The sequence below is a fragment of the Flectobacillus major DSM 103 genome (assembly GCF_000427405.1).
GTDB lineage: Bacteria > Bacteroidota > Bacteroidia > Cytophagales > Spirosomataceae > Flectobacillus > Flectobacillus major.
Genome location: NZ_KE386491.1, coordinates 2,446,432 through 2,459,814 on the forward strand (window position 1 = coordinate 2,446,432; position 13,383 = coordinate 2,459,814).

Here is a 13,383-nt window from a genome sequence, read left to right on the forward strand (position 1 = left end):
TGAAACGGCCTATTCTCGAAAATATGCTTTTGTACACTACCAGAAGGGTTTTTCTGTAGAACTTCAGTGAATTTATGTATATCAATATTATTGCTTGTAATTGACAAAGCGGCTTGTTAGTTGCTAGAAAAATACATTCAGCTTGAACTACAAGTTAAAATTGATACCCCAATTAAGGATATTTGCTCTTATCTTGGTATTGAATTCTTGATTTTTCATCCATGAATTCAAAGAACCTTGAGTAGTACCTTCTACAAATATGCCTAGTATTGGTGAAAACTGCCAGCGAATACCAAGGCCAAGTCGTGTGCCAAATACTACCTTTGAAGCATTTTCGAGCTGGCTGACACTCTCAGAAAGTATCCCTTTCTGTGCGATAACCATCGACGACGATAACGATGCCTGTACGTCTATAACCTCATAACTATAGTGGATTGGTTGCTGAAAAGTAAAATCAGCAATGGCATAGAGTTTTAGATTGAAGTATTTTTTCTTTTTGTTTTGTAGTGTTATTAGATCATTTTGTGTTGTGATGGCTAAGCTGATGGTATTCATGATATTGTTATCCGAGAAGATAACTTGTCGGGTACTGTCGAGCGTATTAGGTGATTTTGTGGGTAAACCATTGAACCTTTCTACAGGAATATTGGCTGTCCCCAAAGGGAGAACAGCACGGTAATATTGCCCTTCTGGGCTTAGCGATACCGCTGGAACACCCCAGTAGCTACTCCAAGGGGGGATATTATAATAGGGAACACTAAGATTGTAGTTGGTATAGGCAACGGCTATTCCCATTCTTGATTTTTCAGTAATTTTCCAAGCAATCGTTAATTTTAGTTGCTTGGCTGAGCTTTTTTCAGGATATAGTATTTTGTTATTCAGCGAGTTGCTAGAGCTTGGGTTATAGCTTATGGTATTAGATAACAGCCCGTAGTCTAACGAAATGGTTGGGTGTTTTAAACTGAGCTTAGCCCCACCCGATTTGCTATTGGTATCGCTGTCGATTGCTAACTGAATAGGAAGTACTTTTTCGCTCAGAAGTTGCTGATACTTCTCAGATAAATCAATGGGTACTATGCCTTTTTGAAGCATCATAGTTGGTGAAACACTGGCTATTTGCTGCTCTGGGACAAAGCTAATGTCATCGCTGTTTTGTTGACTATACACATCTGTACGTTGCTGTATTTTAGCACTTTGAGAAGTTTGTAGATACCTCTTTTGGGGTGTTGAATAATAGCTTGGAGAAGTATTGGCTATCATATTACTTTTGCTCGTTACCTCTGTAGAATTGCTTAGTTGACTTATCGTATTTTGGTAAATTCGACCTACTCTATTAGCAGGATTAATCCCCTTTGTACCTGTCAATGCCTGATTGGCCAGCATACTCGCATTATCTTTTACAGTCTGATTGTCAGGCGTATGTGTATCATTCACTAACCAAAACACCCATCCTCCAATGACCAAAAGCCCCAAAGAGGTCATATACTTTAGCCGCGGACTTATCCCTTTATCCTTTTTGGCAATCGTTTCGGCTGCAATATTTGCCCAGAGGTTTTCGGGCGGTGGGAAAGCTTGATTTTCAAGAGATTTTTTAAAAAAGCTATCTATTTTATGTTCTTGGTTATTTTCCATTGTCTGTATTTATTTCGTTACCCCCAATAATTTTTTTTGTAGAATTTTTCTGGCATCTGCCAAGTTTGATTTAGAAGTCCCTTCACCAATGCCTAATTGTTCGGCTATTTCACGATGTTTTAATCCTTCAAAAACATACAGGTTAAAAACCAGTCGGTAAGAAGGTGGTAACTCTTGAATCAGGTGTAGAATGTCTTGATTTGACAAATAGCTCAAAATATCGTCTTCACTTTCTATGTCAAAAATCTCATCGCTATCTTCTAAAGCAATATTTTTCCATTTTGTATTACTTCTAAAATATGCTAAGGCTGTGTTGACAACAATTCGCTTTGCCCAACCTTCAAAAGAACCTTCGTGCCGAAAGGTGTTGAGTTGATGGTATATCTTGATAAAGCTTTCTTGAAGAATATCTTTGGCTTCATCTCTATCTGACGCATAACGCAAGCACACGCCAAACATTTTGGGCGAAATAACTTGGTAAATCTTCTCAAATACAAGATGATTTCCCCCTTGAAATTGGTCTATATAAGATGAAAGTGTATCGGGCATAATATTAATGAATGTATAGATAAAGGAATCGATTTCTATTAATAAGATGCTACTGGTGGGGAAATGGTGGGGCGGAGATGTTATTTTTTATTTTAATGTTTCTTAGAGACGTTGCATTGCAACGTCTCTAAGAAACATTTATTTATCATGTTGTTGTGAAACCAATTTTTCTACAGGGTAACCTCGGGCTTTACAGCGTGCCATTATTTCATCGAGTTGCTTTGGGGGCAATGCTTTTCGACGACTCATAATAAACAAATACTTGTATTCGGGGTGGCCAACTACCACATACGAATAATCGTCGGCTAGCTCAATTACCCAATAGTCTACTTTATAAGGCCACAAAAACTGTGCTTCCATTTGGGCATTATTAGTTCCAGCTACCTGAAATACCTTAGACTTTACCGAATGAATATCCTCATCATTTCCCTTTTTATAGCTTGTTACTACATCATAATACCCTTTGGGGTTCCATGTATAAAAACCCGTTGTTTCTCGGGTATTTTTATCAAAAATGGTGGGAATAGAGTACAGCGAGTACCATACTCCAGCATATTGTTTTATGTCTACCCGCTCGACAGGCTTATTGGGTAGCGACCAAGAAGATAACAAAGCAAAAAGGATTATACTGGTTAGTTTCATATTGGTAATATTTTTTTTTACAAATACGAAATTTTCAGAAAATCAGATTGCTAGCTCTTTATCCTAGAAAATATCAATCAAAAAATTCTTGGTGAAAATTTACCAAAAATACTTCATGAGTAGCCCTTGTAACGGCTGTATAAAGCCACCGCACAAAATCCTCGTTGATTTGTTCGTCGGTCAAATAACCCTGTTCTACAAAAACGGCATTCCACTGCCCCCCTTGCGACTTATGACAAGTAAGAGCATACGCAAATTTTACCTGTAAGGCATTCAGATAAGGGTCTTTTCTGATTTCGGTCATACGGTCTCTTTTGTTGACAATATGCTCATAATCTTGCGAAACCGATTCATAAAGGGCTTTACTTTCGTCCTTATTCAGCGACGGATTATTAGAGTAAAGCGTATCTAATAGTACTTTAGCTTCTATATTGGGGTGGTCTTCGTAGTCTAGTAGGCGAAGGTGCAATGTCGCAAATCTAAAGCCGTGTACCTCCTCGATACCCCTAATTTTCATGACTTCTACAAAATCACCATTGGCCAAAAAGCCCGCAGGAGAATCTTCTCCGAGCCAGTGATAATTGTTGCGAACAATCATCAGCAAGTCACCAACCGAGAGTTCATCTTCTAAGGCAAAGATTTGCTGACGAATATATCGATTGTAAAGAACAGCCGTTTTATTGGAACGAGTAAGAATAATGGTATTTTCTCGCCCAAACTTTCGGTAAGCATAATTGAGGCCATCTTCAAGTTTTTCGCCCGTCATTTTAAAAAAATCCCTAAAGCCTTTGGTAATAAAACTAATCGCAGGCTTTTCAGAAGCCAACGTGCTTCGCAGTCGAGTAGCATTGAACAAAATTCCTGATTCGGCATCCTGACGCATCACTTCGGTTAGCTCTTGTTCTAATACGCCCAAATGAAATTGTCCTTCCATATAGCCTTTTTCTAGGGCAGGCGACATCAGCTTGCCAACGGGTGGTAGCTGTGCCGTATCGCCAACAAAAATGATTTTATTGCCATTGTAGTCCATTTCAGGATGTGAAAAAACGTATTCCATCAGGTCGGTCAATAAGCCTGCCGTACCAAATTCAGCATCGTCAGAAATCATTGACGATTCGTCGACAATATAAATGGTATTGGTGGCATAATTATTTTGTCGCTGAAACTCCAAGCTACCTGTATATTGATTGGCTACTTGCCTGTATATTTTTTTGTGGATAGTCAAAGCTGCTTTTTTCGAGTAATTAGACATTACTTTGGCGGCTCGCCCTGTAGGGGCTAGCAATACCGATTTGTAACTAAATTTGGGTAATACCTTTATTATAGTAGATATTACGGTGGTTTTACCCGTACCAGCGTACCCTTTTAGTAAAAAACACAAAGGGCCAAAATCGTCTTGATTCGTAATAAATTTATCCATTTTCTCAAACAGCTCGGTTTGGCCAGAGGTTGGCTCAAATGGAAATTTTTGACGCAGTAAAAAAGCAGGTGTTATATTATCGTTTGCCACAATGAATGATTGCTGGTTTATTTTAAACGTTTTAAAGTAAGGTTTTAGGCTGTTATCTCAAAATACCTGACTTATGTCTATGGCATTTTCAATCAACAAATCCCTAAAGGTATTGATTAAACATACTTTTTTGTACGAACGTATTTCTTCTAATCGAATAGCTCGTTGGGTAATTTTTCCCGATTCCAACAAAGCTCGTCTTCTTGTACCTTTTAGCAAAGGTGTATCGGGCGTAAACCAGTGCGTACCGTCCCAAAAGGCCAAATTAGCAATAGTAGCATCGGAAACATAGCCGTTTTGACCAATAATAAGTTCATCAAAAGCAGTATTATTGGCTAGTAGTTCGCCAAAATCGGTTCTATCAAGCCATTTTATAGCATAGTCGATAGGCTTGGCCTCTACCACTTTTAGTGTTTTTATCTGTTTAAATACATAAGGTACAAAACCGACTTCCTCAATCTCTTGCTCATAAATAACCCGACAACGTACTATTCCTTGCTGAAATTCGGCAGGAATTAGAAGGTAATCAGATAATTGTATAGGAGCAATATCACCAAATAGCTTTTGACGAGCATCGTTTAGTCGGGCTTCATGAAGGTCTATTTGTTGAACAGCCCCATCTTTTATTTGTATGGTTTCTAATATTTTCATAATACACTGTAAATTTAGTCTTTCATTTTAAATAATGCCTCATGAAACAACTAAAAGACCTACTCTTATTGGGCGACCCTCGTCTTTATGAGGTTTGCGAGCCTGTACAAGTACACGAACTACCTTTGGTACACGAATGGGTGACCGATTTGCACCATGTTATGGAGGAAATCCGAGCAAAATACCATTTTGGAAGGGCAATTGCTGCACCACAATTGGGTATTATGAAGCGGCTAATTTATATGAATATCGATCGGCCAGTGGTATTTATTAATCCAATTTTTGAAAATCTTAGCGAAGAAATGTTTGAGCTTTGGGACGATTGCATGAGCTTTCCGCAACTGCTCGTAAGGGTTAAAAGACATAAATCTTTAACGATTAAGTATTGGGATGAAAATTGGGAAGAGCAAGTTTGGTCTATGGAAAACGACCTTGCAGAATTACTTCAACATGAATATGACCATTTGGATGGTATACTTTGCACAATGCGTGCTATTGATGAAAAAGCGTTTAAATGGCGGGATATTCAGGGCGTATAAAACCTCACTGATTCAATCGTTGAGGTTTTCACAATCCTTCTTACAGCTCTAATCAACAAGACAAAATGCTATTATCAGGCAAATACTCTCGCCTGACAATAGCATTACTTAATTTAGAAAATCCCTTTTCCCTATAAATAATCGGTAAATCCTTCAGCTCCTGCTGTATAGAATAAATCGTATTTAGGAGGTGTTAATTCTTGGCCTGTTTGTAGTTTTTCTACCAGTGTTGGATTACTAATAAACGGACGACCAATGGCTATTAAGTCGGCAATTCCACTAGCTAAATCGGCTTCGGCACGAGCGGTGTCGTATCCTCCTGATAAAATTAATGTACCCTTGAATGCCTCACGAATATTGTTGATAACAACTGGTGAAACCGCTGGAGCTCCCATCGACTCATGGTTAACAATGTGTACATATACCAAGCCTAAATCATTGAGCTTTTCGGCCAAATATTGATAATCAGTATCGATTGTATCGAACAACTCGGTATCGTTGAATACCCCATAAGGCGACACCCGAATCCCTACTTTTTCTTTACCGATAGCCTCCACTACGGCCTTTGCCGTTTCTAACACAAATTTTGCACGTCCTTCTATTCCTCCGCCATATTCGTCTGTACGGATATTTGATTGTGTATTCAAAAATTGATCAAGCAAATAGCCATTGGCAGCATGAAGTTCAACACCATCAAAACCTGCTTCGATGGCATTGAGAGATGCCTGAACATATTCTTGTTTTGTTGCCTGAATTTCGTCAAGGGTCATAGCTGCTGGCACTGGATAATCTTGCATACCCTCGGTATCAGTCCAGATTTGTCCTTTTAGGCCTACCGCCGACGGAGCAATGATTTTGCTACCTGATGGCATATTGGCCGAATGCGACACACGTCCTGTGTGCATCAACTGAATAAAAATCTTTCCTCCTTTGGCATGTACGGCATCGGTTACTTTTTTCCAAGCGGCCACTTGTTCGGCCGAATAAATCCCCGGGATACGGGCATACCCCACGCCATTAGCCGACGGAGCAACCCCTTCGGTAATTAATAATCCTGCCGAGGCTCGTTGTTCATAATAAGTAACAATAAGGTCGTTAGGGAGGTTACTAATAGCTCTTGAACGAGTCATTGGAGCCATTGCAATATGATTTGATAATGTTATTGTGCCTAATTGGGCAGGAGAAAATAATTTAGAAGCCATAGACTGAGTTTTTATATTTACATATCGAAATGTATCAATATAAAACCTCAATCAGCTAAGAAAGTTCCTGAAAGAATAAAGAAAGTTGGGAAAAACTAGTTTTATTAAGTGAAAATTTATGAAATTTCCCCTCTTTTCGGCATACAATAAGCTCGCTGTCGGAAAGGAGCTTGAGGTGATGTGAACACGTAGGCTGCGATACACCTATCAATGCTTGTATTTCGCCACAGCTCATTTCGCCTTGTTGCGATAATTCAAGCAATATTTTGAGGCGTAGGTTATCGGCTACGGCATTGGTGGCTTTTTCAATAAATTTTAACTCAGACGACATAATTGGGTACGTATCATGGAACAATAAAAAAATAGCAACAAGCCATAAGGGCTACTGTGTAGCTTATAGCTTGTTGCTAAAAATCATTATACTGTAGCAGCATAAATACCCGAAACGGCATCTTGCTTGAACGATTTCATAATCCATCCACCACCAACAACATCGTTACCTTCATAAAAAACTGCCGCCTGACCAGGGGCAATACCCGATACTTGTTCGTGGAAATGCACTTTCATTTTTTCGCCTTCTTGTACAATCGTTGCTGGTGTACCTGCATCTTTATAGCGTACTTTGGTCACAGTCTCGATAGCATCGGGAATACTAGCGTATTTAGAAAGGTTCAACTGCCCTACTATCATACCGTCGCGTTCCAGATCTTTGTCACGGCCCAACACCACTTCATTAGTTTCTTTTCTGATTTCGGTAACAAAAGCAGGATAACCCAAAGCTATACCTAAGCCTTTGCGTTGGCCAATAGTATAAAAAGGATACCCCTCGTGTTTTCCAAGAATTTTTCCTTCTGTATCTACAAAATTTCCTCCTCTTACACGGTCTTCGAGTCCTTCTACTCTGCGTTTCAAGAAGCCACGATAGTCATTGTCGGGTACAAAGCAAATTTCATAACTTTCTGATTTGTTGACCAAATCCATAAAGCCACGCTCAGTTGCCATTTCACGAATCGTAGATTTGGTTAAATGCCCTAAAGGAAGTTTGGTACGAGAAAGGCTTTCTTGCGACACCCCCCAAAGCACATAACTTTGGTCTTTCCACGTATCTACACCCTTCGATATTACAAAACGTTCGTTTTCTTCACGAATATTGGCATAGTGCCCTGTTGCGATAAACTCACAATCTAGCTTGTCGGCACGACGCAAAAGAGCATCCCATTTAATATGCGTATTGCACATTACACACGGGTTGGGCGTACGGCCTTCCAAATATTCTCCGGTAAAGTGATTGATTACATAATCGCCAAATTCTTCTCGAATATCGAGAATATAGTGCGGGAAACCCAATTCAACGGCAATATTACGGGCATCGTTGATAGAATCTAGTGAACAGCACCCTGTTTCTTTTTTATTGCCTCCCGACGAAGCGTAATCCCATGTTTTCATGGTCATTCCTACTACTTCGTAGCCTTGCTCGTGTAACATGACGGCTGCTACAGAGCTGTCGATGCCGCCACTCATGGCGACCAAAATTCTTCCGTGTTTACTCATTTGAATGCGGCGAGGGTTCAAAGTCCTCCGTTTTGAAAATTAAAAATACCTACAGCGACCTTAGCCGACTGTTTTGCAAAATTACAATATTTTTTTTAACACCGCTCTTAGCTTTTTGGTTCTATGTACCTCAAATCGTACTTTTGCAGAAATATGACGGCCAGTTGGCTGGTCACAAAAGACGGAATAGAATATTATGTTAAAAACAATCGTAAAGGTTTCGCAGGTTTCTAACCTTTCTGATGCACGTTATTGTGCAGGAATGGGCGTAGAATACATCGGTTTTTCGATGGACGAAGTTCCATTTGAGCAATACAAAGAAATGCGTGGCTGGTTGGCGGGCGTTCAGATTGTGGGCGAAACAGACACTAAAGATATTAGCCAGATTTTGGACTTGGTAGAAACTTTCCAACCTGATCTTGTACAGGTGTCGGCACAAAATTTGCCAGATTTGGAGCAATTACAAAGAGTTGGCTTGCCTATTATCTTGAAAACAGATTTTGCTACAGCCAATTTGCCTGCATTGTTCCAAACAACGGCTGGCTATGTAGAATATTTTTTACTAGAAAATACAGATGAGTTTGCTCAATTAGACGATGCGGCATTGAGCCAAATCGACGCTTGGGCTTTTCAGTACCCTATTTTACTGGCTTTCGGGATTAAAGAAGATTCTATAGGCCAGCTTATCGACGACATACCCGTAAAAGGTATTGCCTTGAAAGGAGGGCAAGAAATTAGGCCTGGATTTGCCGATATGGACGAGCTAATGAATATTTTGGAGGCTATCGAGTCGGAAGATTAATAGGCTGTAAAATTAAGGCACAAAGTGTTTTTTTTTAATATGTTCGCTTTGTGCCTTTTTTATCATTAACGACAATATACTTTATTTGTAAAAATTATCTTTCTGTGGATTACTCACTGCAAATGAAAGGTACACTCCCATACCCAACAATATAAGGGCAAATATGACAATCGACATAGTTAAGTTAAGATGTAAGTAAGGTTAAAATTTGAATAATCTTTGGTCTTCTGATGACAATCAACAACAAGCAAACCCTAATCTTTTTATGATATTTTTTGAGTTTTTTACTATATCACTCAAAATGTTCTTTCTTTTTACTTAATCAAATGTACGATTTTCTGCTATTAGTTGCTACAACATTGCTACTAACTTAGTGAACGGTTCATTATCCAACCAATTGATAATTAGGCCGTCACGTTCCATTTTACGAAAATAGGTCATTTGCCTTTTTGCAAATTGATGAATGGCTACATTGAGCCGTTCTACCATAATTTCATACGAAATATTACCCGAAAGGTATTCGGTAATAAATTTATATTCTAACCCATAATAAATCAGTTTTTCGGCAGGTACACCCGCTTCTATCAGGTTTTGTACCTCTGTTACCATTCCTTCTGCTAGTCGTTGGTGGAGGCGTTTGGTAATATTTTGCCGACGAGACTCCACAGGAGGATTTAATCCAAAAATGATAGAGACAGGAACGATTTTGGAAGGAAGTTGAAAATCGGGATTAGCCTCCAAATACCGATTTATTTCAATAGCCCTTATTAATCGTTTTCGGGTAGAAATATCGGCCGTAGCCGAATATTGCTTAGGAACAGCCTCAAATAATGCCAATAGCTCGTCGGATGTGCTATCTTCAAGGCTTTCACGGAAAGGCAAATCAATCGGTACTGCCGTAAATTGAAAACCTTTGAGTACCGCTTCGAGGTACAAGCCGCTCCCACCACACAAAATAGCTATTTTGCCCCTTGATATAATATCGTTGAAGGCTTTTTCAAAATCTTGCTGAAACTGATAAATATGATAGCTATGGCCTGCATCGACAATATCTATCAAATGATAAGGAATTTTTTGCCCATTCCATACATATTCGTCCAAATCTTTACCTGTACCAATATCCATGCCCCGATATACCTGTCTGGAATCGGCACTGATAATCTCGGCATTGAGATAAGCGGCCAATTGTACTGCCAATTTGGTTTTGCCAGAGGCCGTTGGCCCCAAAATTGTAATTAAATTATACTTCATTATGGCTAAAAGTGCTTTATTTCGAGAGCGATTGTTACATAATTACGCTATTGTTTTTACGTATTTTAGGCTACCTGCATTCCAAATTTTTATCCAATGAGCTTCTTGTAATGTTTTTTCGCTTTTTTCTCCTAAAATTTTATTGGCAAAGTGTCGTTCGAGGGTCATTGGGTTTATCCAATACACTTGAGGCTGTAAAAGGGTATCAACAGGCTCAAAACCTAGAGTTTTGTAACTGCGTCCATCCGACCAATCTCTATCGGCATAGCTCATAATATCGTCGGGGTGTAATTCGGCAATAAATGCTTTGAGAAGCTTATCCATTCCTCCTACCACAACATACCCTTGCAAGGTAGCAAAGCGTAATAGCTCAAAAGAACGATGGTCTTTGCGGTCGCCCCACTTCATGGTTCGTCCGCCACTAAATGAGGCTACTCCTACCAAATAATCGGCTTCAGCTGAGGCATCATGATTGATATATTTAGCCACATATTGTTTTTTCAGAAACAACCCATACTTATACTTAGCCTGAGTAGTTCCTTGCAAATGATTGTTTATGAGAAAGTTATCTAATGTAGGCTTATCTATTCTTGTTATTATACAATGACGAGCATTGATACGATAGAATTTACCCAAAATACTCCTTAATCGAGCTTTTATTAAATCTTGTTGCGTAACCCAGAGGTCTTCCCAAAGGAAAATGATTTTCTGGGCATTCGCTTTGGCCTTATCAGCAAGCTGTTGCCAATAATCGAGTGATAAACTACGGGCATTCCAAGTATCTAAACTTATCATCAACAAGCAAATTCGCTGTTGGGGAAATGCCAAAACAGGCCAGTGATTATTGTCGAGGGTTGTGTTGGGTATCTCGAAAGGAATTTGCTCATTTTCGAGCCATGTTTGGCAATCTTCTATCCAGTTCAATCAAAAGGGTATTTAAAATACAAGAATACAAAGATAAAGCTCGTCCAACAATTTTGTTCTATAAGCCTCATATTGCTATGATTTATCTTTGTTTTGAAAGATGATTTTTTCTTCTAAAAATGTTATCAGCGTTTATGAAAGAATTTATTTGCAGAAAATAGCGTCATTTATCATAAAATCATTCAATTAATTTATAAAATCATTAAATTTGCTTAACCCCTCCAAACTTATCATTATCAGCCAAAATTTATATCTATATCCGCCCCAACTTAATACTTATTCACTATCACACTTAGTTAATATATGTACAAGTTTCATTGCTATTTTTTATTCATATTATTGGGGATACTGGATCATTCGGTAAATGCACAATCGTGTCAATGCGATTTTACGATTACTCAAGCAGGGAATTATTCTCCCAACGAAATCAACGCCAAACCAGGGCAAACAATCTGCTTACAAGCTGGACAATACAGCGACATCAGATTCAGTAATTTTAGTGGAACACCCGAAAAACCAATCAAGCTAATCAACTGTGGAGGCTTGGTTTCGGTAAAAGGCTATGCCAATGGTATGCTTTTTTCTAATTGCCAGTATTTTAAGCTCACTGGCACTGGCGACAGTGCATTAAAGTACGGTATTAGTGTAGAAAGTGAAGCAAGCAACTCGATGGGAATTAAGGTAACCGACAAAAGTTCGGACTGTGAAATAGACCATGTTGAAGTTCATAATGTAGGCTTTGCAGGAATGATGATTAAAACCGACCCTAGCTGCGATGGTAGTACTTGGAAAGACCAGTTTACCATGTATAATGTAAAAATTCATGACAATTATATTCATAATACAGGCGGCGAAGGCTTATATATTGGTAGTTCTTTTTGGAATTATGGCCAAAACATTATCTGTTCGGGGACTCCTCAGGTAGTATTTCCTCATAGTATTGTAGGCTTGGAAATACACCATAATATTGTCGAAAATACTGGGGCTGAAGGAATTCAGTATGGTTGCTCGCCTAATGCCAAAGTGCATCATAATCGAGTATCAAAAACGGGAAATACCCCTTTTGCCGACTTTCAAAACAATGGTATTCAAGTTGGGGGTGGCTCGGGTGGCGAATGCTATAACAATTCGGTAGAAAATATTCCAGGTGTGGGTATTATCATGATTGGTGGCTTGGGCAACCAAATGGTTTATAACAACCTGATTGTATCGACAGGCAATAGTGGGATTTTTTCGGATACCCGCCCTGGCTCGCTCGAAAACACCTATGTCAGAATTGCCAATAATACCATTATCAATACCCAAACCGAAAGCATCAAAATCTATAGCCTTATTCAAAACTACCATGTTGTCAACAATGCTTTGATTAATCCTGCTACCAAAAAGTATATCAATACTCCCGACGGAGTTCAGTTTATAGAGGAGTATAATTTTAAAAGTTTGAATATCAGCGATGCTCTTTTTCAGGATACGTTCAACAATAATTATCAGCCTAGACCCAGCTCGCCTTTGTTCAAAAAAGGTAAAAACCTTACAAGTTGGAATATCAAGACCGATTTGAATGATACCTTGCGATTAAAAGAAGACTTTGATATTGGATGTTTTGAATATACGGGCTTTGGGAATGATGATGGCTTTGGGTCGCTTGAGATATTACAGTTATACCCCAATCCTAGCAACAAAACAATCAATATCCAATTACCTATTAATGAGCAGTTTGTACTTATTGATGTTTTTAACAGTCTAGGAGGGTTAGTTTTACAAAACGAAATAATTCCTTTGAATAATAATTTGTATCGGATAGACATTTCGACATTACCCATAGGAGCTTATTATATTAAGCTCACGCAAAATACAGGAGCAACTAATAGTAGACCGCCCATTTTTCAGGGAAAGTTTTATAAATTTTAGGGTAGAAAACACCCATTACAGCCTCCAACATGAGTCATCCTGAATTTTAAATAGAGAACTCTTGCTTGTCTTTGTTGGGATTCATGAGGTTGTCAAGTGAACATTGAAGAGGCTTATCATTTGCTCAAATGAAAAAGGCATTCGAAATTAGTTTTTCGAATGCCTTTTTCATCTTAAATTTCAGCAAGACACATCTTTAGCCGCAAAGCATTGTATCTC

At 38.8% G+C, this 13,383-nt stretch carries 13 protein-coding genes; 3 read left to right on the forward strand and 10 right to left on the reverse strand.

What is annotated here, in order from left to right:
- Positions 1–147: 147 nt before the first annotated feature.
- From FLEMA_RS0115585 to FLEMA_RS68685, 5 genes are all read right to left on the reverse strand, one after another.
- Complete coding sequence (locus FLEMA_RS0115585; protein WP_026995722.1) at positions 148–1,632, reverse strand: hypothetical protein; 1,485 nt, start codon at positions 1,630–1,632, stop codon at positions 148–150.
- A 9-nt stretch (positions 1,633–1,641) separates the two neighbouring features.
- Positions 1,642–2,181, reverse strand: a complete 540-nt coding sequence (locus tag FLEMA_RS68680; protein ID WP_044171470.1) for an RNA polymerase sigma factor — start codon at positions 2,179–2,181, stop codon at positions 1,642–1,644.
- 138 nt (positions 2,182–2,319) lie between these two features.
- A complete protein-coding gene (locus tag FLEMA_RS0115600; protein WP_044171472.1) occupies positions 2,320–2,823 on the reverse strand; it encodes a lipocalin family protein in 504 nt (167 codons plus the stop codon).
- 73 nt (positions 2,824–2,896) lie between these two features.
- The gene (locus FLEMA_RS0115610; RefSeq protein WP_026997731.1) at positions 2,897–4,333 is read right to left on the reverse strand and encodes an ATP-dependent DNA helicase; all 1,437 of its coding nucleotides are present in this window, start codon (positions 4,331–4,333) and stop codon (positions 2,897–2,899) included.
- A gap of 57 nt (positions 4,334–4,390) precedes the next feature.
- Entirely contained in the window at positions 4,391–4,984 is a 594-nt protein-coding gene (locus tag FLEMA_RS68685) for an aminotransferase class IV (RefSeq protein WP_044171475.1), read from the reverse strand.
- A gap of 41 nt (positions 4,985–5,025) precedes the next feature.
- Here FLEMA_RS68685 and FLEMA_RS68690 point away from each other — a divergent pair, with 41 nt between their 5' ends.
- Positions 5,026–5,523 (forward strand): peptide deformylase, encoded by a 498-nt coding sequence (locus FLEMA_RS68690; protein ID WP_044171478.1) that lies wholly within the window; start codon positions 5,026–5,028, stop codon positions 5,521–5,523.
- A 131-nt stretch (positions 5,524–5,654) separates the two neighbouring features.
- Here the strand turns inward: FLEMA_RS68690 and FLEMA_RS0115640 are convergent, their stop codons facing one another.
- From FLEMA_RS0115640 to mnmA, 3 genes are all read right to left on the reverse strand, one after another.
- The gene (locus tag FLEMA_RS0115640) at positions 5,655–6,725 is read right to left on the reverse strand and encodes an alkene reductase (RefSeq protein ID WP_026997732.1); all 1,071 of its coding nucleotides are present in this window, start codon (positions 6,723–6,725) and stop codon (positions 5,655–5,657) included.
- A 55-nt stretch (positions 6,726–6,780) separates the two neighbouring features.
- Positions 6,781–7,056: an ArsR/SmtB family transcription factor gene (locus FLEMA_RS0115645; protein WP_026995726.1), complete on the reverse strand. Its 276-nt coding sequence runs from the start codon at positions 7,054–7,056 to the stop codon at positions 6,781–6,783.
- A gap of 86 nt (positions 7,057–7,142) precedes the next feature.
- Positions 7,143–8,276 (reverse strand): tRNA 2-thiouridine(34) synthase MnmA, encoded by a 1,134-nt coding sequence (mnmA, locus tag FLEMA_RS68695; RefSeq protein ID WP_044171481.1) that lies wholly within the window; start codon positions 8,274–8,276, stop codon positions 7,143–7,145.
- Between the two features lie 196 nt (positions 8,277–8,472).
- On the opposite strand from mnmA, the gene trpF reads away from it, so the two are divergent.
- Entirely contained in the window at positions 8,473–9,078 is a 606-nt protein-coding gene (gene trpF, locus FLEMA_RS68700) for a phosphoribosylanthranilate isomerase (protein ID WP_052354075.1), read from the forward strand.
- 351 nt (positions 9,079–9,429) lie between these two features.
- On the opposite strand, the gene miaA is transcribed toward trpF, so the two are convergent.
- Complete coding sequence (gene miaA / locus FLEMA_RS0115700; RefSeq protein ID WP_026995728.1) at positions 9,430–10,329, reverse strand: tRNA (adenosine(37)-N6)-dimethylallyltransferase MiaA; 900 nt, start codon at positions 10,327–10,329, stop codon at positions 9,430–9,432.
- Positions 10,330–10,371: 42 nt separating this feature from the next.
- Entirely contained in the window at positions 10,372–11,253 is an 882-nt protein-coding gene (locus FLEMA_RS68705; protein WP_052354076.1) for a hypothetical protein, read from the reverse strand.
- A 303-nt stretch (positions 11,254–11,556) separates the two neighbouring features.
- Here FLEMA_RS68705 and FLEMA_RS68710 point away from each other — a divergent pair, with 303 nt between their 5' ends.
- A complete protein-coding gene (locus tag FLEMA_RS68710) occupies positions 11,557–13,164 on the forward strand; it encodes a T9SS type A sorting domain-containing protein (RefSeq protein WP_044171486.1) in 1,608 nt (535 codons plus the stop codon).
- Positions 13,165–13,383 lie beyond the last annotated feature (219 nt).

Bases quoted from the DNA above. Each gene is read 5' to 3' on its own strand.
- FLEMA_RS68710 (WP_044171486.1), top strand. From the start codon at position 11,557: ATGTACAAGTTTCATTGCTATTTTTTATTCATATTATTGGGGATACTG.
- FLEMA_RS68690 (WP_044171478.1), top strand. From the start codon at position 5,026: ATGAAACAACTAAAAGACCTACTCTTATTGGGCGACCCTCGTCTTTAT.
- mnmA (WP_044171481.1), bottom strand. From the start codon at position 8,276: ATGAGTAAACACGGAAGAATTTTGGTCGCCATGAGTGGCGGCATCGAC.
- FLEMA_RS68680 (WP_044171470.1), bottom strand. From the start codon at position 2,181: ATGCCCGATACACTTTCATCTTATATAGACCAATTTCAAGGGGGAAAT.
- FLEMA_RS0115640 (WP_026997732.1), bottom strand. From the start codon at position 6,725: ATGGCTTCTAAATTATTTTCTCCTGCCCAATTAGGCACAATAACATTA.
- miaA (WP_026995728.1), bottom strand. From the start codon at position 10,329: ATGAAGTATAATTTAATTACAATTTTGGGGCCAACGGCCTCTGGCAAA.
- trpF (WP_052354075.1), top strand. From the start codon at position 8,473: ATGTTAAAAACAATCGTAAAGGTTTCGCAGGTTTCTAACCTTTCTGAT.
- FLEMA_RS0115645 (WP_026995726.1), bottom strand. From the start codon at position 7,056: ATGTCGTCTGAGTTAAAATTTATTGAAAAAGCCACCAATGCCGTAGCC.
- FLEMA_RS0115600 (WP_044171472.1), bottom strand. From the start codon at position 2,823: ATGAAACTAACCAGTATAATCCTTTTTGCTTTGTTATCTTCTTGGTCG.
- FLEMA_RS0115585 (WP_026995722.1), bottom strand. From the start codon at position 1,632: ATGGAAAATAACCAAGAACATAAAATAGATAGCTTTTTTAAAAAATCT.
- FLEMA_RS68685 (WP_044171475.1), bottom strand. From the start codon at position 4,984: ATGAAAATATTAGAAACCATACAAATAAAAGATGGGGCTGTTCAACAA.